An 18,460-nucleotide genomic window follows, 5' to 3' on the forward strand; every position below is an offset into this window, starting at 1 on the left:
GCGTCAGCCCATGAACTTCTTGAACTCGTCGGGCAGTTCGAAGTCCTTGCCGCCCTGCTGCGGCAGGCCGAAGGCGTTGCCGCCCGCGCCGCCCTCGCCGCCCTGCTGGGCCGCGGCCCGGCGCGCGGCGGCCTCCTCCTCCTGCTGCTTGCGCTTCATCGGGTTGCCGGAGCGCTGCTTGCCCTTGGCCGACTTCTGCTGCTTCTTCTGGCGGCCGGGGCCGCCGCCCATGCCCGGCATCCCCGGCATGCCCGGCATGCCGCCGCCCTGGGCCATGCGCGACATCATCTTGCGGGCCTCGAAGAACCGCTCGACCAGGTTCTTCACGGCGCTGACCTCGACGCCGGAGCCCTTGGCGATACGGGCGCGGCGGGAGCCGTTGATGATCGTCGGTTCCTGGCGCTCGCCCGGGGTCATCGACTTGATGATCGCGGCCGTCCGGTCGACGTCCTTCTCGTCCAGGTTGGCGATCTGGTCCTTGATCTGCCCCATGCCCGGGAGCATGCCGAGCAGCTTGGAGATGGACCCCATCTTCCGGACCTGTTCCATCTGGGACAGGAAGTCGTCGAGGGTGAAGTCCTGGCCCTTCTTGGAGGCCAGCTTCGAGGCCATCTTCTCGGCCTCGGCCTGGTCGAACGTCTTCTCCGCCTGCTCGATCAGGGTGAGCAGGTCACCCATGTCGAGGATGCGGGAGGCCATCCGGTCCGGGTGGAAGGCGTCGAAGTCCTCCAGCTTCTCACCGCTGGAGGCGAACATGATCGGCTTGCCGGTGACCGACGCGATCGACAGGGCGGCACCGCCGCGGGCGTCGCCGTCGAGCTTGGAGAGCACCACGCCGTCGAAGCCGACACCGTCGCGGAAGGACTCCGCGGTGTTGACGGCGTCCTGGCCGATCATCGCGTCGACGACGAAGAGGATCTCGTCGGGGCTGACCGCGTCGCGGATGTCCGCGGCCTGCTGCATCAGCTCGGCGTCGATGCCGAGGCGGCCCGCGGTGTCGACGACGACGATGTCGTGGACCTTCGACTTCGCGAACTCGATGGAGTCCCGGGCCACCTGGACCGGGTCGCCGACGCCGTTGCCCGGCTGCGGCGCGTACACGGCGACGCCGGCGCGGTCGGCGACGACGCTGAGCTGGTTGACGGCGTTGGGCCGCTGGAGGTCGGCGGCGACGAGCAGCGGGGAGTGCCCCTGGTCCTTGAGCCACTTGCCGAGCTTGCCCGCGAGGGTGGTCTTGCCCGCGCCCTGGAGGCCGGCGAGCATGATCACGGTCGGCGGGTTCTTGGCGAAGCGCAGCCGGCGGGTCTCACCGCCGAGGATGGTGACCAGTTCCTCGTTGACGATCTTGAGGACCTGCTGGGCGGGGTTGAGCGCCTTGGAGACCTCGGCCCCCATGCAGCGTTCCTTGACGCTCTTGATGAACGCGCGGACGACGGGCAGTGCCACGTCCGCTTCGAGGAGCGCGATGCGGATCTCGCGGGCCGTGGCGTCGATGTCCGCCTCGGAGAGCCTGCCTTTCCCGCGGAGATTTTTGAACGTCGCGCTGAGGCGGTCTGAGAGGGTGTCGAACACGGCGGCGTCGGTCCTCGGGGTCGGAGTGGTCTGGGTCGCCCTCCAGGGTATCTGCCCGTCGGCGGTTGGCGGATCCCGCCGGTGCGAATATCCGTCCGAAGCGGGTCGCACGGTGCGCGGGAGGGCCTCCGGCGGCACGCGGGCACGGCCGCCGGGCGCCGGAACGGCGGGGACGCACGCGCGTACCCGGCCGCCCCGCCGCTCCCGCCCCGCCGCTCCCGCCCGCTACTCCCGCAGCGTCTCCTCCAGCGAGCGGGCCACCGACGCCGCCTCCTGCTCCGGCAGCGGCGCGCCCACGCCGGTCGTCACGTAGAAGGCGTCGACCGCGTTCGCGCCGAGCGTGCCGGCGTGGGCGCTGCGCACGCGTACGCCCGCCTTCTCCAGGGCCCGCCCGATGCGGAACAGCAGGCCGGGGGCGTCCTCGGCGCGGACCTCGATGACCGTGGCGTGCCGCGAGGCGGCCGGGGCCACCGTCACGCGGGCGGCGGGCGCGACACGGCCGCGGCGCCTCGGGTAGGCGGCGTCGCGCTCGGCGAGGCGGCCGGCGATGTCGAGGCTGCCGTCGAGGGCGCGCACCAGGTCGGCGCGGAGCCGGGCGGCCTGCGGCAGGGAGCCGTACTCGGCGGCGACGCGCCAGTTCAGCAGCAGGACGGAGCCCTCGTCGACGCCGTCGGGCAGTCGCAGGGCGCGCAGTTCCGCGGTGCGCACGGTGAGCCGGTGCACCGCGAGGACGCCGGCCACGGCGGGCAGCACGCCCGCCTGGTCGGGGACCGCGATGATCAGCTCGACGCCCAGCGGCTCGGGGGCGGCGGGCGGCGCGCCCTCCTCCTCGGCGGGCGGTTCCGTCTGGGCGCGCAGGGCGAGGACGGGGCTGCCGGTGCGGAACGCCTCGACGGCGAGGCGTTCCTGCTCCGCGGTGGGCGCGCCCGGTTCGGGTTCGGCCGGTGCCTCCCCGGCGAGCACGGCGGAGACACGGCGCACCAGGTCGGCGACGAGCGAGGCGCGCCAGGACGACCAGGCGGCGGGGCCGGTGGCGAGGGCGTCGGCCTCGGTGAGGGCGTGCAGCAGTTCGAGGGTGCCCTGCGAGCCGACGGCCTCGGCGACGGAACGGACCGTCTCGGGGTCCTCCAGGTCGCGGCGGGTGGCCGTGTCGACGAGCAGCAGGTGGTGCCGGACGAGGGTGGCGAGGACGGCGACGTCGGCGTTGTCGAAGCCGATGCGCGCGGCCACGTCGCGAACGATGATCTCGCCGGCCAGCGAGTGGTCGCCGGGCCAGCCCTTGCCGAGGTCGTGCAGCAGGGCGGCGACGAGGAGCAGGTCGGGGCGGCTGACGCGGCGGGTGAACTCGGCCGCGCGCACGGCGGTCTCGATGAGGTGCCGGTCGACGGTCCACACATGGACGGCGTTGCGCTGCGGCCGGCAGCGGACGCGTTCCCAGTCGGGGATCATGCGGGTGATCAGGCGGTCGGCCTCCAGCGCCTCCCACACCTCGACGGTGGGGCGGCCCGCGCCGAGCAGCGTCACCAGTTGTTCGCGGGCCTCGGCGGGCCACGGGGTGGGCAGCGGGCGGGTGGTGGCGGCCATGCGGCGCACGGCGTGCAGGGACAGCGGCAGCCCGGCCTGCGCGGCCGCGGCCGCGGCGCGCAGCGGCAGGACGGGGTCGCGCTCGGGGCGGGCGGCGCGGGCGAGCACGACCTCGCCGTCGGCCTCGACGACGCCCTCGGCGAGCGGGGAGCGCTCGGTGGCGGGCTTGCCGGCGCCGAGCATGGCGCGCAGGCGCGGACGCACGGCCCGGGAGCGCAGCACGCGGTCCACCTCGCGCCAGGTGACGTCGCTGGCGTACGAGACGACGCGGGCGGCCTCGTAGACCTGGCGCAGCAGGGTGTCGGCGTCGAGGAGGCCGAGTTCGGCGGCGACCTGGTCCTGTTCCTGGAGGGCGAGGCGGTCGGTGGCGCGGCCGGTGGCCAGGTGCAGCGCGTCGCGCACGTCGAGGAGGGTGCGGCGGGCGTCGTCGAGGCCCTCGCGGGGCGCGTCGGCGAGCCAGGACGCGGCGACCGCGCGCAGGGCGGTGGCGTCGCGCAGACCGCCGCGGGCCTCCTTGAGGTCGGGTTCCAGGAGGTACTGGAGCTCGCCCTGGCGTTCGGCGCGTTCGGCGCACAGTTCCTGGAGTTCGGGCAGCCGCTTGGGGGCCTGGTTGCGCCAGTCGGCGAGGACGGCGGTGCGCAGGCCGGCGGTGAGGCTCTGGTCGCCGGCGATGTGGCGGGCGTCGAGCAGGCCGAGCTGGACCTTGAGGTCGTCGCCCGCGGTTCTGCGTGCCTCGCCGGGGGTGCGCACGGAGTGGTCGAGGGCGAGGCCGAGGTCCCACACCGGGTACCAGAGGCGGTCGGCGAGGGTCGCGACGACCTTGCTGTCGGCGCCCTCGTGCAGCAGGAGCAGGTCGAGGTCGCTGCGCGGGGACAGCTCGCCGCGGCCGTAGCCGCCGACGGCGACGAGGGAGATGCCGCGCGGTGCCGCGGGGCGGCCGGTGCCGTCCTCGCCGCGGGCGCCCGCGGCGGCGGCCGCCGCGGTGAACAGACCGGTGAGCCAGTCGTCGGTCAGTGAGGCGAGGGCGGAACGGCGCGGCGGCCCGGACCGCGCCCCCTCGGTGAGGAGGTGCAGCCGGGCCGCCGCGTAGCCGCTGGGTCCCGAGTCATCTGCCTGGTTGCGCACGTCCGTACTCGTCACCCAGCGACTCCTGTTCGTGTTCCGCCTAGAGGGCGTCCGGACCGCGTTCGCCGGTCCGGACCCGGACGGCGGTCTCGACCGGGAGGGCCCAGACCTTTCCGTCGCCGATCTTGCCGGTGCGGGCGGCCTTGACGACGACGTCGATCAACTGCTCGGCGTCGTCGTCCTCGACCAGTACCTCGATACGGATCTTCGGCACCAGGTCGACGGTGTACTCGGCACCGCGGTAGACCTCGGTGTGTCCGCGCTGCCGACCGTAGCCGCTGGCCTCGGTGACCGTCAGACCGTGCACGCCGAAGGCCTGGAGGGCTTCCTTGATCTCGTCGAGACGGTGGGGCTTGACGACGGCGGTGATGAGCTTCATGCGTCCACCTTCTTGCTCGTCGCGACCGTGGGGTCGACCGTCGCGCTCAGGGAGGAGCCGCCGCCGGCCCCGCTGTAGTCGTACGCCGTCTCGGCGTGCTCGGCCTGGTCGATGCCGGCGATCTCGACGTCCTCGGGGACGCGCATCCCCATGGTCTTGTCGATCAGGAAGGCGAGGATCGCGGAGACCACCAGCGAGTAGCCGAGGACCGCGAAGACACCGGCGCACTGCTTCCAGAACTGGTCGAGGCCGCCGCCGTAGAAGAGGCCCTCGACGTCGGACTGGCCCTTGCCGCTGGCGAAGAAGCCGATCAGCAGGGAGCCGATGACACCGCCGACCATGTGCACGCCGACCACGTCGAGGGAGTCGTCGTAGCCGAACTTGTACTTCAGGCCGACCGCCATGGCGCAGAGCACACCGGCGATGGCGCCGACCGCGATCGCGCCGAGCGGGGAGACCGCGCCGCCGGACGGGGTGATCGCGACGAGGCCCGCGACCGCGCCGGAGGCCGCGCCGAGCGTGGTGAACGCGCCGTGCCGGATCTTCTCGTAGATCAGCCAGGCGAGCATCGCGGCGGCGGTGGCGACCTGCGTGTTGACGAACATCAGCGGGCCGACGCCGTCGTCGTTGCCGAGCCACGAGCCGGCGTTGAACCCGAACCACCCGAACCACAGGAGACCGGAGCCGAGCATGACCAGCGGCAGGTTGTGCGGGCGCATGGGGTCACGCTTGAAGCCCTTGCGCTTGCCGATGACGAGGATCACACCGAGTGCCGCGGCACCCGCGTTGATGTGGACCGCGGTACCGCCGGCGAAGTCGATCACGCCGAGGTCGAACGCCCAGCCGCCCGTGCCCCAGACCCAGTGGGCCACCGGGAAGTACACGATCGTGACCCACAGGACGAGGAACAGCGACCAGGCCGTGAACTTGACGCGGTCGGCCAGGGCGCCGCTTATCAGTGCGGGGGTGATGATGGCGAACATCAACTGGAAGACGGCGAAGACGAAGACCGGGATGGTGTATCCGGGCCAGAGGTCCATCTTGCCGATGTTGCTGAATCCGACGTAGTCGGAGGTCCAGCCGACGATCGATCCCTTGTCGGTGCCGAAGGCCATGGAGAAGCCGTAGAGCACCCACAGGATGGTGACGATGCCCAGGCTGATGAAGCTCATCATCAGCATGTTCAGCGTGCTCTTGACCCGGACCATGCCTCCGTAGAAGAAGGCGAGACCCGGTGTCATGAGCATCACCAGGGCGGAACAGATGAGCATGAAGCCTGTGTTCGCGGACGACAGCGTGGGTGCGTCCGCCGCAAGCGTGATGGCTGGGGCCATCTGCGTCTCCTCGTCGTTGGGTGCGGCCCGTGCGGGCGATGCCTGAGCGGAATGAGGGGTGGGCCGGTTATGCGCCATGAGATTGACGCAGCGCCGTTTCGGTCATTGCCACTCGTTGTTTCGCCGCAGTGACGAAGGCGTCCCGGGTGTTACGCGTCGATGAACTGCCTGATCTCGGGCAGGTCGATCGTTATCGTGACGCAACCTTCCCCGAAGGAAAAGAACCGGCCGCGGCGGGCCCTCCGACGACCTGGCACGGGGGAGCCGAGTCGGGCAGTTCGGGAGGGCCGGCCGCGGCCGGGGTTCACGGGGCGTCAGACGGCTTCGGCGGTCTCCGGAAGCTCCTGGGAGAGCCGCGCGGTCAGGTCCACGACCTCGGAGACGTCACCGAAATCGCGTACGGCCGTGTCGACGGTCTTTCGGATACGAGTGTTGACGCGCTCGGAGCGGACCTTCTTCGCCACGGCGAGCGCCCGCGTGGCGAGTTCCGTGCTCTGCTCGGGCTCGCGGCGCAGCAGGTGCACGGTGGCGAGGCCCACGAGGTTGAGCGCGTACGAGCGCTGGTGCTCGGCGTCGTCGGCGAACAGCTCGACGGCGCGCCGCATCAGGGGTTCGGCCTCGGAGGCGTAGGTGGGGCTGCGGCCGGCCACGTAGGCGAGGTCGCGGAAGGAGTGCGAGTTCTCGCCGTAGAGCTCGGCCTCGGAGAAGAACCGGATCCAGTCGGGATCGGGATCGTCGCCGGGGTCGATGTCGCCGAAGGTGTCCTCGGCCATCCGGACCGCCCGCTTGCACTTGCCGGGCTGGCCCATGTTGGCGTACGCGCGGGCCTCCATCGCATACAGCATCGACTGCACCTTGGGGCTCGCGCAGTCCCGGCTGCCGTACTGCGCGAGGTGGATCAGTTCGAGGGCGTCGTCGGGCCGGCCGAGGTGGATCATCTGGCGGCTCATGCTGGACAGGACGTACGAGCCGAGGGGCCGGTCGCCGGCCTCCTTCGCCGCGTGCAGGGCGAGCACGAAGTACTTCTGGGCGGTGGGCTGGAGCCCGACGTCGTAGCTCATCCAGCCCGCCAGCTCGGCCAGTTCGGCGGCGACCCTGAACAACTTCCTTGTGATGGCGCCCGGTTGGGGCTCCTGGAGGAGGTCGGTCACTTCGTGGAGCTGGCCGACGACGGCCTTGCGGCGCAGGCCGCCGCCGCACTGCGCGTCCCACTGGCGGAACATCGCGGTGGTGGACTGGAGCAGCTCCAGCTCCGGCCGCGAGAGCCGTCCGCCGCGCCGGGCGACGGCCGACGCCTCCGGCTCGTCCTCCTGGAACGCGGCGGGCCCGGGGACCAGCCAGCGCTGGAGGGGTTCGACGAGGGACGGGCCCGCGGACAGCGCCAGCGACGTCCCGAGGAAGCCGCGCCGCGCCAGCATGAGGTCGCTGCGCGAGAACTCGCTGAGCATTGCCACCGTCTGCGGGCCCGTCCAGGGCAGGTCGATCCCGGTGACCGAGGGTGACTGACGGCCGGTGCGCAGGCCGAGGTCCTCGACGGAGACGACGCATCCGAAGCGCTCGGAGAACAGCTCCGAGAGGATGCGCGGGATCGGCTCGCGCGGATTCTCCCCGTCCAGCCAGCGGCGGACGCGGGAGGTGTCCGTGGAGATGTGATTGGCGCCCAACTGCCGTGCCCTGCGGTTGACTTGACGGGCCAGCTCGCCCTTCGACCAGCCGCTGCGCACGAACCACGAGCCGAGCAGCTCGTTGGGGCGCTTCTCAGCGTTCGTACCGCCTTCGCCGTTGCCGCCCACTGGAACGCCCCCATCCCTGCTGCCACTTGTCACCGAGTGCGCCAAGCCCTATCAGGATGCCGCTACTCGGGGCCGTCCGTACGCCGCTTGTCACCCTTCGAACAGGGGGTCGAGTTGCCTGCGGCATACCCGTCAGTGCATGTGCCCCACGGGCTTGTGCACTCAAAGTAATCCTACGATCACCCGTCCAGCCATGGCGATCGCGGAATCGCCACCATTCGCCACCCCTTCGAATGAACTCAGTTTCGGCTGCGCACGATTCACTTGACATTCAACGACGCGTGACGGAAGAAGCGATGCACGCCGGGGCGCGAGCGGTCCGCCGCACCACCTTCCGTGCTTCCGGGCGCCGTGTGCCGCGGGTGGGCCACCCGACCGGGGCGGGGTAGCTGGACACCAGGGTGGACACGGAGGGTGACCGAACACCTCCGTCACGTAACCACTGGCGCGTTGACCCGTTGGAGGGGGCATGGGCTTCACGATCGGCATCAGCAGCCGCGGCATCCGCGACATCCGGTCCGGCACCCGTCGCCGCGGACGCGCGCCGGAGTGCACGGCGGTGGCCGAGTTCACCGGGCTGTGGGGGTGGGACGTCGTCCCCGGCGCCAGAGCCTGCGCGGGCACCTGCTCCTGCGGCCGGTCCGACTGCCGCGTCCCCGGTGCGCACCCCCTCCCCTTCGCCCGCGAGGTACCGGCCGGCGCCACCCTGAGCGAGGTGTCCGAGGCGTGGGCCGCGTGTCCCGGTGCCTCGGCGATGCTCCCGGTGGGCCGCACCTTCGACGTCATCGAGGTGGCCGAGGCCGCCGGCCGCCGGGCGCTCGCCCGCCTGGAGCGGATGGGACTGCCGGTGGGCCCGGTCGCGGTGACGCCCGAGGGCCGCGCCCAGTTCTTCGTCGCCCCCGGGGCCGCGGCCGAACTGCCGGACCTGCTCTACCGGTTGGGCTGGGACGACCCCTGGTACCTCGACCTGCACGGCCTCGGCCCCGGCACGCACATCACCGCGCCGCCGTCCGACCGGGGCGGCCGGGGCCCGGTGCACTGGCTGCGCTCCCCCGTGCCCGGCTCGGGGTCCGAACCGCCCGCCGCGCGCCTGCTGCTCGGCACCCTGGCCTACCTGGCGCACCGGTCGCGGGCCTCCTGAGCCCGCGGGCCCCGGCCCGCCCTGCCCGCACACGGCGAAGCGCCCGTCCCCCGGTGTCCGGGGGTACGGGCGCTTCGGCGTCCGGTCGTGCCGGGCGGTGTTCCTGCGACGGGCGGGCCGGCGGTCGCCGGGCCCGGTGGCGGGGCTCCTGCCGGGGCGGGCGGCCCCGGCCGCTCAGTCACCGATCAACGCGTCCACGAAGGCTTGCGGTTCGAAAGGCGCCAGGTCGTCGGCGCCCTCGCCGAGACCGATCAGCTTGACCGGCACACCCAGTTCGCGCTGCACGGCGACGACGATGCCGCCCTTGGCGGTGCCGTCCAGCTTCGTCAGCACGATGCCGGTGATGTCGACGACCTCGGCGAACACGCGCGCCTGGACCAGGCCGTTCTGGCCGGTGGTGGCGTCCAGGACGAGCAGCACCTCGTCCAGCGGGGCCTGCTTCTCGACGACGCGCTTGACCTTGCCCAGCTCGTCCATGAGGCCGGTCTTGGTGTGCAGGCGGCCGGCGGTGTCGATGAGGACGACGTCGGCGCCGGTGTCCTTGCCCTCCTTGACGGCGTCGAAGGCGACGGACGCGGGGTCCCCGGCCTCCGGGCCGCGCACCGTGCGGGCGCCGACGCGCTCGCCCCAGGTCTGCAACTGGTCGGCGGCGGCGGCACGGAAGGTGTCGGCGGCGCCGAGGACGACGGTACGGCCGTCGGCGACGAGGACGCGGGCGAGCTTGCCGGTGGTGGTGGTCTTGCCGGTGCCGTTGACGCCGACGACCATCACGACGCCGGGGCCGCCGGTCTCCGGCTCGGTCCGCACGGCGCGGTCGAGGTCGGGGCCGACCAGGGTGAGCAGTTCCTCGCGCAGCAGGTTGCGCAGTTCCTCGGGGGTGCGGGTGCCGAGCACGCGCACGCGCTCGCGCAGCCGGTCGACGAGTTCCTGGGTGGGCTGCACGCCGACGTCGGCGGTCAGCAGCGTGTCCTCGATCTCCTCCCAGGTGTCCTCGTCGAGGTGCTCGCGCGACAGCAGGGTGAGCAGGCCCTTGCCCAGCGCGTTCTGCGAGCGGGAGAGCCGGGTGCGCAGCCGCACCAGGCGGCCGGCGGTGGGCTCGGGGATCTCGACCGGGGGCGCCCCGGCCAGCGGCGGTTCCTCGACGACGACGGGGGCGGAGCCGTCCGGAAGGTCCACCTCCTCGATCGTCCGGCGCGATTCGTCGTTCGGGGCCTCGGCCTCGTCGCCGACGTGCGGCTCGGCCGGAGGGGCGGTGAGGTCGGGCGTGCTGGGCGGCGGCGGGGGCAGCGGCTTCCTGCGCCGGCTGCCGACGACGAGCGTGCCCAGCGCGCCGAGCACGACCACGGCGATGACTACAGCAAGGATGACGGTTTCCATAACCCGTCCAGTATCAGTCATGGGCGCCGGGAAACCCCGCCCCCCGAGCGGCCGTCCCGGAGGCAGAGGCACGGAGAGAAACCGCCATGAGCGAGCGCACCCGTCCGACGGGCACCCTGGAGACCCGCGGCATCGAGCAGGTGCCCGAGCGGGAGCGCACCGCGCGGGTCCGGGGGCTGTTCCCCACCTGGGCGGGCGCCAACATCACCGTGCTGCTGCTCACCATGGGCGCGGTGCTGGTGGCGCACCGGCTGGCGTTCTGGCAGGTGCTGGTGGTGGCCGTGGCCGCCCCGGCGGCGTCGTTCGCGCTGGTGGGGGTGGCGGGCATCGCGGGGCGGCGCGGCGGGGCGCCGGGCATGGCGCTGTCGCGGGCGGTGTTCGGGCAGCGGGGCAATCTGCTGCCGGGGGCGCTGATCTGGACCGCCCGCTGGGGGTGGGAGACGATCAACGCGGTGACGGGCGCGTACGCGCTGCTGACGGTGCTGGACATCGGTCTCGGGGTGCGGGACGGCACCGCGCTGCGGGTGGTGGCGCTGACGTGCTTCGTCGCGGCGACGTTCGCGATCTCGGGGCTCGGCATCCGCGCGGTGCGCGCGTGCACGGCGTACGCGGCCGTGCTGTTCGGGCTGTTCTCGGTGCTGGTGCTGGCCTACCTGCTGCCCACCACGGACTGGTCCCCGGTGCTGGGCCGGCCGGCCGGGCCGGCGGCGGCGATGCTGACCGGGTTCGGGGTGATCGCGGCGGGCGGCATCAGCTGGCTGCCGTCCGCGCCGGACTTCACGCGGTATCTGCCGGGCGCGGCGTCCGGGGGCGCGATCGTGGCGGTGACGGTCGCGGGGGCGTGCGTGGTGGCGGCGCCGCTGATCCTGCTGGGCGCGGTGCTGGCGGTGGGCACGCCGGACCTGGCGGCGGCGCACGACCCGGTGTCCTTCCTCGGCGAGTCGCTGCCGACCTGGATCGCGGTGCCGTACCTGCTGATCGCGCTGACCGGCTCGCTGCTGATCAACGCCCTGTCGATGTACTCGGCGGGCTTCACCGCGCAGACGCTGGGGTTCCGCGTGTCGCGGCTGTCGGCGGTGCTGGTGAACGCGGTGATCTCGCTGGTGCTGGGAACGGTGCTGATGCTGACGGCGCGTGCCTTCGTCGCCGAGTTCACGGCGTTCCTGTCGCTGCTCGCGGTGACGTTCTCGGCGTGGGGCGGGGTGTTCGGCGCGGACATGCTGCGCCGGCCGGGTTACGACGGGGCGGCGCTGTCGGACACCGGGCCCGGCAGCGCGTACTGGTACCGGCACGGGTTCTGCCCGGCGGCGGTGACGGCGTGGGCGGCGGGGCTGGGCACGGGGCTGCTGTTCCTGCGGTCGGTGTGGTTCGACGGGCCGCTGGCGCGGGACACGTTCGTGGGCGAGTACGGCCTGGGCTGGATCGTGACGATCGCGGTGTCGGGGCTGCTGTACCTGGCGCTGCCGAAGCCGGCGGTGGTGGCGGCGGCCGCGGACCGGGGCTGAGCGGCACGCGCGTGCGTACGGAACCGGTGGCGCGCCGCGTACGCGAAGCGCCGCCCCGGCTCCAGGGGGAGCCGGGGCGGCGCTTTCACGGAACGAGGAGAGGGGCAGCGGGGATGTGGCCCGTCTCCCCGAGTGCGGGGTGGGCGGTCAGCCCATCTCCTCCAGCCGCTTGCCCTTCGTCTCCTTGAGGAACTTCAGGACGAACGGGATGGAGAGCGCGGCGAAGATCGCGTAGATGCAGTACGTCGCGGAGAGGTTCCAGTCCGACAGGGACGGGAAGCTCGCGGTGATCGCCCAGTTGGCGATCCACTGGGCGGCCGCGGCGACACCGAGGGCGGCGGCGCGGATCTTGTTCGGGAACATCTCGCCGAGCAGCACCCAGACCACGACGCCCCAGCTCATGGCGAAGAAGAACACGAACCAGTGGGCGGCGACGAGGGCGACCCAGCCCTGCGTGGAGGGCAGCTTGCCGTCGACCAGGTGGTAGGAGAACGCCCAGGCCTCCAGCGCGAGGCCGATGACCATGCCGAAGGAACCGATGAGCGCCAGCGGCTTGCGGCCCACGCGGTCGATCAGGAGCATCGCGACGACGGTACCGATGATGTTGATGATCGACGTCGTGAACGAGTACAGGAACGAGTCGCTCGGGTCGATGCCGACGGACTGCCACAGCGTCGAGGAGTAGTAGAACGCGACGTTGATGCCCACGAACTGCTGGAACACCGAGGCGCCGATGCCGATCCAGACGATCTTCTTGAAGAAGAAGCTGCCGCCGAGGAGGTCCTTGAAGGAGGCCTTCTCCTCGGTGTGCATGAAGTGCTCGATCTCGGCGACGCGGGCGTCGATGTCGGTGCCCGGGGCCTCGACGTCGGCGAGGACGGCCTTGGCCTTGTCGTGGCGGCCGACCGAGATGAGGAAGCGCGGCGACTCGGGGATGACGAAGGAGAGCAGGCCGTAGATGACGGCCGGGATCACCATGACGCCGAGCATGACCTGCCAGGCCTCAAGACCGATGATCTTGCCGCGCTGGTCGCCGCCGGCGGCGTTGAGGATGCCCCAGTTGACGAGCTGCGAGATGGCGATGCCGACGACGATCGCGCCCTGCTGGAAGGAGCCCAGGCGGCCGCGGTAGGCGGGCGGGGCGACCTCGGCGATGTAGGCCGGGCCGATGACGGAGGCCATGCCGATGGCGAAGCCGCCGATGATGCGCCAGAAGGTCAGGTCCCACAGGGCGAACGGCAGCGCGGAGCCGACGGCGGAGATCGTGAACAGGATCGCCGAGATCTGCATGACGCGGATGCGGCCGATGCGGTCGGCGATCCGGCCGGCGGTGGCGGCGCCGATGGCCGCACCGATCAGCGCGATCGCGATGACCTGGGCCAGGGCCGCCGAGCCGATGTCGTACTTGTCACGGATTGCCTCGACGGCACCGTTGATGACGGAGCTGTCGTAACCGAACAGGAAGCCGCCCATGGCGGCTGCCGCGGTGATGAAGATGACATGCCCGAGGTGGTCGGATCCCCCCGAGGGGGATCCCGCCACGGGGGCTTTCGCTGTGCTGGTCACGTGTGCTCCTCGGGCCACCGGCGTCGCTGCCGGGGGTGGGGTTCAGCCGTTCCAGGCGGGAGGTTCGGGTGGTACCAGTGGCGCACACCAACGAACCGCTCACACCTGAAGATAAAAACAACATTGCAGAGAATATGCCTTCAAGACTCGAAGTCAATTCCTGCATGATCGCGAATCGACCCCCACAGCGGCGCCTCGCTAGATTCAAGTGTTGAACTCAACTCATCGTCACGATCCTGGTACCCCGCGGATCGCCGCACACGCCGCGGCCCACGGTGTCCGTCCGGGACGGCGACCGTGGGCCGGGGAAAAGCGCTGGTGGCAGGCGTGGTGGGCAGGCGGGCGGGATCGGGGCGCCGCTCAGTGCAGCCGCTGGCTGATGACCTTCGAGACGCCGTCGCCCTGCATGGAGACGCCGTACAGCGCGTCGGCGACCTCCATCGTGCGCTTCTGATGGGTGATCACGATGAGCTGCGACGCCTCCTGGAGCTCCTGCATGATCCGGATCAGCCGTTGCAGGTTCGTGTCGTCCAGGGCCGCCTCGACCTCGTCCATGACGTAGAACGGGCTGGGCCGCGCCTTGAAGATCGACACCAGCAGCGCCACCGCGGTCAGCGAGCGTTCGCCGCCGGAGAGCAGGCTGAGGCGCTTGACCTTCTTGCCCGGCGGCCGTGCCTCCACGTCGACACCGGTGGTCAGCATGTTGTCGGGGTCGGTCAGCACCAGCCGCCCGTCACCGCCCGGGAAGAGCCTGCTGAAGACCCCCTCGAACTCACGGGCGGTGTCCCGGTACGCCTCGGTGAACACCTGCTCGACCCGGATGTCGACCTCCTTGACGACCTGGAGCAGGTCGGCGCGGGTCTTCTTCAGGTCCTCCAGCTGCTCGCTGAGGAACTTGTGGCGTTCCTCCAGCGCGGAGAACTCCTCAAGAGCGAGCGGATTCACCTTCCCGAGTTGCTGGTACGCCCGTTCGGCGGACCGCAGCCGCTTCTCCTGCTCGCCGCGCGCGAAGGGCCGCGGCCGGTTGCGGGGATGCTCCGGGTCCTCGGGCAGCTCCTCCCCCTCGGCGGGCGGCGACGGCGGCACCGGCAGGTGCGGGCCGTACTCGGTGACCAGGCCCTCCGGCTCGACGCCGAGTTCCTCCAGCGCCCGGGACTCCAGCTGTTCGATGCGCAGCCGCTTCTCGGCGCCCAGCACCTCGCCGCGGTGGACGGAGTCGGTGAGCTTGTCCAGCTCCGCCTTGAGGTCCCGGCCCTGGGTACGGGCGAAGGCCAGCTCGCGCTCCCGCTGCGCCTTCGCGTTCTCCGCGTCGGCGCGTTCGCGCTCGGCCCGGCCCAGCGAGACCTCGACGTGGGCGAGCAGTTGCCGGGCGCCCGCCGCGACGGCCCCGGCGACGGCCGCCTCGTGGCGCAGCCGGGCGCGGCGCTGCTCGGCACGCGCGCGTGCCTCTCGTTCGGCGCGGGCGGCCCGGTCGAGGGAGTCGGCGCGACCGGCGAGCCCCTTGACCCGCTCCTCGTGCGTACGGACCTGGAGGCGGGCCTCCATCTCCGTCTGGCGGGCGTTGGCGCCGTCGGCGGCGAGGCGGTCGCGCACCGAGGCGTCGGGTTCCTCGTCGGCCGGCATCTCCTCGGCGACGGCGAGCCGCTCGGCGAGCTCCTCGACCTCCGTGAGCGCCCGCTCCAGCGCGTCCTGCGCCCGCGTGGCCGCCGCGGCGGACCGCTCGGCCTCCCCGGCGGCGCCCCGGGCCTGGCCGGCGAGCCGCCCGAGCTGCTGGGCGACGGCGGACTTCTCCCGGTCGGCGGCGCGGCGGCGCTCCCCCAGCTCCTCGACGAGCGCGGCGCACCCGGCGCGCCGTTCGGCGGCCTCGCGCTGCGCCGACGCCAGTTCCCCGGAGCGCTCCGCGAGGGCGGTCAGCTCGGCGGCGGCCTCGTCCACGGAGGCCTGCACCTCCAGCAGGCTCGGCGCCCCGGCGGACCCGCCCTGCGCGTAGTGCGCGCCGAGCAGGTCGCCCTCGGCGGTGACGGCGGTGAGGTCGGGCCGCGCGTAGACCAGCCGTTCGGCGTCCTCCAGGGTGCCGACGACGACGACCGCCCGCAGCAGCCGCCGCACGGCCGGCATCAGCTCGGCGGGGCCGCGCACCAGGTCGGCCGCGTACGGCGGGCCGTCCCCGGCGGCGGGCGCCGGTACGTCGTCGGGGGCGCCGCCGACGAGCAGGGCGGCGCGGCCCGCGTCCTGCTTGCGCAGCAGGCGCAGGGCGTCGGCGGCGGCGGAGGGCGCGGCCACGGCCACGGCGTCGGCGGCGGCGCCGAAGGCGGCGGCGACGGCGGTCTCGTGCCCCGGGACCACGTTCAGCAGGGCGGCGGCCGGGCCGAGCAGCCCGGTGAGCCGGTCCCGCGCGCCGAGCAGGGCGCCGGTGCCGTCCTTGCGGCGCAGACCGGTGGCGAGCGCGTCGTGCCGCGCCTGGGTCGCGGCGCGGCGGCGGTCGACGTCGGTGACGGCCTCGCGGGCGGCGGCGAGGGCGGCCTCGGCGGCGGCGAGCGCCTCCCTGGCGGTGTCGTGCCGGGCGCCGAGTTCCTCGTCGCCCGCGTCGAGGGTGTCCACCTCGGCCTGGAGCGTCTCGTACTCCTCCTGGGCGTGGGTGGCGCGTTCGGCCGCCTCGTCGCGGGCCAGGGCGAGGCGGTCGATCTCGGCCTGCGCGGAGGCCGCGCGCGAACGGGCCGCGCCGACCTGGCCGCTGAGCCGGGCGAGACCCTCGCGGCGGTCGGCGATGGCACGGGCCGCGTCCTTCAACCGCCGTTCCTCCGCGGCGAGTTCGCGCTCCAGCTCGGCGCGGTGCGCGACGGTGTCCTCCAGTGCGTGCTGCGCCGCCTCCAGGGCCGCTTCGAGTTCGGCCTCCTGTTCGCGGACACGTGCGGCCTCGCGCTCCAGGTCCTCGGGGTCGCGGCCGCGGCGGTCCTCGGCGGGCGCGGAGGTGGCGCTGTTGACGCGCGCGTCGGCGAGGGAGACGGTGCCGCGGACCCGTTCGGCGAGCTGGGACAACTCGTAGAAGGTCTGCTGCGCGCGCTGCAGGCGCGGTGCGAGGCGGCGCACCTCGTCCTCCAGGAGCCCTTCGCGCTGCTGGGCGCCGCGCAGCGCGGTCTCGGCGGCGTCCTTGCGCTCCTTGAGGGCGGCCTCGTCGGCGATCTCCTCGCTGAGCGCCCGCCGCATCCGGACGAGGTCGTCGGCGAGCAGCCGCAGCCGGGCGTCGCGCAGGTCGGCCTGGATGACGGCGGCGCGGCGGGCGACGGCGGCCTGCCGGCCGAGGGGCTTGAGCTGGCGGCGCAGTTCGTCGGTGAGGTCCTGGACGCGGGCGAGGTTGGCCTGCATCGCGTCCAGCTTGCGCAGCGCCTTCTCCTTGCGCTTGCGGTGCTTGAGGACGCCCGCGGCCTCCTCGATGAACGCGCGGCGCCCGGTGGGGTCGGCGTGCAGGACCCCGTCGAGCTGGCCCTGGCCGACGATGACATGCATCTCGCGGCCGATGCCGGAGTCGGAGAGGAGTTCCTGGATGTCCAGGAGGCGGCAGGTGTCGCCGTTGAGCCGGTACTCGCTGCCGCCGTTGCGGAACATGATCCGCGTGATGGTGACCTCGGCGTACTCGATGGGCAGCGCCCCGTCGGAGTTGTCGATGGTCAGGGACACCTCGGCGCGGCCCAGGGGCGGGCGGCCGGTGGTGCCGGCGAAGATGACGTCCTCCATCTTCCCGCCGCGCAGCGACTTGGCGCCCTGCTCGCCCATCACCCAGCTCAGGGCGTCGACGACGTTGGACTTGCCCGAGCCGTTGGGACCGACCACGCACGTGATGCCCGGCTCGAACCGGAGGGTGGTGGCCGAGGCGAACGACTTGAACCCGCGAAGGGTCAGGGCCTTGAGGTGCACGCCGTCGGACTCTACCCAACGCCGCTGTCCCACTCCATGAACGTGCGGTTTCGCCCATGAACGCGCAGGGCACACCAGACGGTGGGAGAACGGGGCTCCGAGCGGGGGAAAGAAAGAAGGGACGCCGGAGCGTCCCTTGCAAATCTGGTGCAACTCCGTTGCCCGAGCGGTTCGTTCGGGTCAGCGGGCCGCTGAATCGCGCGCCGTGATGCAGTGATCAGGTGAGCGCGGGCTCCGCCTGGTGTGCGTCGATGCTCTCCATGATCCTGTCGTGAGAAGCGGCAGCCGCCAGCGCGTCGTTCTCAGCCTGGATTCGTCCGAGCTCGGATTCCAGGTCCTGGACACGCTGCTGGAGCCGTCGCATCTCGGCGAGGAGTCGCGGGTCGGAGCCGCCGACGTAACCGAGAAGCGCCTTTGCCATGATGGATGGTCCTCCACAATGAGTGACCGACCGAAGCGGTGTGGGTCGTGAGGGATGAGTGTCCGCGGCGCTCGGCAGCTGGTGTCGTCGTGCCTGCATCCATGCCAAACAGCCGGGTGCGCGGGGACTTCCAGAGTCTCACCAAAAAGTTTGACGGTCAACACGATCACGCCCCGTATTCACGGGCGTCCCGGGGGCGCGCGGCCTGAGAACGGCGGCGCGACTGCTCCTGCGGGCCCGGGGGCGTCAGGGTGATCCTTCTCCGCGTGAGCCTGCCACGGCAAGGGGATTCTTGGCAACCACCAGGCGGTTTCTCCCCCGGAGCGCTGTTGACGGCATGTTTCCGGGAGGTCACGCGGCGCCCCTCGGCGGGCCGGCCGGCGACACGCGTCAGCGGATGGCGAACCCGTTGTAGCCGCCACGCGGTGTGTCCCAGATCTCGGTGACGCCGTCGACGCGGCCGGGCGTGTCGGCACCCCGGAGCCAGTCCAGGAGTTTCTGCGCGCTCTCGCGCGGGCCCTCCGCGACCACCTGGACGCGTCCGTCCCCCAGATTGAGAGCAAAACCACTCAGCCCACCGGTCTCCAGGGCCTTCGCCCGGGTGAACCAGCGGAATCCCACGCCCTGCACATGTCCGCGCACCCAGGCGACCAGTCGCACATCCTCGCTCATGGCTGCAACCTAACCGGGCAATGTCTCTCGGGACACTTCATCCCCACCCGCCATGCGGTACCGTCCGGGACCAATG

The 18,460-nt window shown here is 72.4% G+C and carries 12 protein-coding genes; 2 read left to right on the plus strand and 10 right to left on the minus strand.

The window, feature by feature from the left end:
* Window positions 1-3: 3 nt before the first annotated feature.
* The 5 genes from ffh to ACFZA0_RS21120 all read right to left on the minus strand — a co-directional run bounded on the left by ffh (window position 4) and on the right by ACFZA0_RS21120 (window position 7,787).
* Window positions 4-1,572: a signal recognition particle protein gene (gene ffh, locus ACFZA0_RS21100; protein WP_391019046.1), complete on the minus strand. Its 1,569-nt coding sequence runs from the start codon at window positions 1,570-1,572 to the stop codon at window positions 4-6.
* A gap of 225 nt (window positions 1,573-1,797) precedes the next feature.
* Window positions 1,798-4,296, minus strand: a complete 2,499-nt coding sequence (locus tag ACFZA0_RS21105; RefSeq protein ID WP_391019049.1) for a [protein-PII] uridylyltransferase — start codon at window positions 4,294-4,296, stop codon at window positions 1,798-1,800.
* Window positions 4,297-4,321: 25 nt separating this feature from the next.
* Complete coding sequence (locus ACFZA0_RS21110) at window positions 4,322-4,660, minus strand: P-II family nitrogen regulator (protein WP_391019052.1); 339 nt, start codon at window positions 4,658-4,660, stop codon at window positions 4,322-4,324.
* Window positions 4,657-5,994 carry an ammonium transporter gene (locus ACFZA0_RS21115; RefSeq protein ID WP_391019055.1) on the minus strand — a complete coding sequence of 446 codons (1,338 nt, stop codon included), beginning with the start codon at window positions 5,992-5,994 and terminating at the stop codon, window positions 4,657-4,659. Before ACFZA0_RS21115 ends, ACFZA0_RS21110 begins: the two co-directional genes overlap by 4 nt.
* Before the next feature lie 314 nt (window positions 5,995-6,308).
* The gene (locus ACFZA0_RS21120) at window positions 6,309-7,787 is read right to left on the minus strand and encodes a hypothetical protein (RefSeq protein WP_391019057.1); all 1,479 of its coding nucleotides are present in this window, start codon (window positions 7,785-7,787) and stop codon (window positions 6,309-6,311) included.
* Window positions 7,788-8,256: 469 nt separating this feature from the next.
* Between ACFZA0_RS21120 and ACFZA0_RS21125 the strand changes: the two genes are divergently transcribed.
* Window positions 8,257-8,928, plus strand: coding sequence for a bifunctional DNA primase/polymerase (locus ACFZA0_RS21125; RefSeq protein ID WP_391019060.1), 672 nt, complete (start codon window positions 8,257-8,259; stop codon window positions 8,926-8,928).
* Between the two features lie 174 nt (window positions 8,929-9,102).
* Here the strand turns inward: ACFZA0_RS21125 and ftsY are convergent, their stop codons facing one another.
* Window positions 9,103-10,305, minus strand: coding sequence for a signal recognition particle-docking protein FtsY (gene ftsY, locus ACFZA0_RS21130; RefSeq protein WP_391019063.1), 1,203 nt, complete (start codon window positions 10,303-10,305; stop codon window positions 9,103-9,105).
* A gap of 86 nt (window positions 10,306-10,391) precedes the next feature.
* Here ftsY and ACFZA0_RS21135 point away from each other — a divergent pair, with 86 nt between their 5' ends.
* Window positions 10,392-11,810: a cytosine permease gene (locus ACFZA0_RS21135; RefSeq protein ID WP_391019065.1), complete on the plus strand. Its 1,419-nt coding sequence runs from the start codon at window positions 10,392-10,394 to the stop codon at window positions 11,808-11,810.
* Between the two features lie 147 nt (window positions 11,811-11,957).
* Here ACFZA0_RS21135 and ACFZA0_RS21140 read toward each other — a convergent pair whose 3' ends face one another.
* The 4 genes from ACFZA0_RS21140 to ACFZA0_RS21155 form a co-directional block, all read right to left on the minus strand.
* Window positions 11,958-13,376 carry a sugar porter family MFS transporter gene (locus ACFZA0_RS21140; RefSeq protein WP_391019068.1) on the minus strand — a complete coding sequence of 473 codons (1,419 nt, stop codon included), beginning with the start codon at window positions 13,374-13,376 and terminating at the stop codon, window positions 11,958-11,960.
* 360 nt (window positions 13,377-13,736) lie between these two features.
* Window positions 13,737-17,291, minus strand: a complete 3,555-nt coding sequence (gene smc / locus ACFZA0_RS21145) for a chromosome segregation protein SMC (RefSeq protein WP_391019070.1) — start codon at window positions 17,289-17,291, stop codon at window positions 13,737-13,739.
* 217 nt (window positions 17,292-17,508) lie between these two features.
* On the minus strand, window positions 17,509-17,712 hold the full coding sequence (locus ACFZA0_RS21150) for a hypothetical protein (RefSeq protein ID WP_031041227.1): 204 nt from the start codon (window positions 17,710-17,712) through the stop codon (window positions 17,509-17,511).
* A gap of 390 nt (window positions 17,713-18,102) precedes the next feature.
* Window positions 18,103-18,384 carry an acylphosphatase gene (locus ACFZA0_RS21155; protein ID WP_391019074.1) on the minus strand — a complete coding sequence of 94 codons (282 nt, stop codon included), beginning with the start codon at window positions 18,382-18,384 and terminating at the stop codon, window positions 18,103-18,105.
* Window positions 18,385-18,460 lie beyond the last annotated feature (76 nt).

This window comes from Streptomyces sp. NPDC008150, assembly GCF_042956945.1.
GTDB lineage: Bacteria > Actinomycetota > Actinomycetes > Streptomycetales > Streptomycetaceae > Streptomyces.

What these genes read in the sequence shown, in the direction of transcription:
- ACFZA0_RS21110 (WP_391019052.1), bottom strand. Translation starts at nt 4,660, where the DNA reads ATGAAGCTCATCACCGCCGTCGTCAAGCCCCACCGTCTCGACGAGATC.
- ACFZA0_RS21115 (WP_391019055.1), bottom strand. Translation starts at nt 5,994, where the DNA reads ATGGCCCCAGCCATCACGCTTGCGGCGGACGCACCCACGCTGTCGTCC.
- ACFZA0_RS21125 (WP_391019060.1), top strand. Translation starts at nt 8,257, where the DNA reads ATGGGCTTCACGATCGGCATCAGCAGCCGCGGCATCCGCGACATCCGG.
- ftsY (WP_391019063.1), bottom strand. Translation starts at nt 10,305, where the DNA reads ATGGAAACCGTCATCCTTGCTGTAGTCATCGCCGTGGTCGTGCTCGGC.
- ACFZA0_RS21135 (WP_391019065.1), top strand. Translation starts at nt 10,392, where the DNA reads ATGAGCGAGCGCACCCGTCCGACGGGCACCCTGGAGACCCGCGGCATC.
- ACFZA0_RS21150 (WP_031041227.1), bottom strand. Translation starts at nt 17,712, where the DNA reads ATGGCAAAGGCGCTTCTCGGTTACGTCGGCGGCTCCGACCCGCGACTC.
- ACFZA0_RS21155 (WP_391019074.1), bottom strand. Translation starts at nt 18,384, where the DNA reads ATGAGCGAGGATGTGCGACTGGTCGCCTGGGTGCGCGGACATGTGCAG.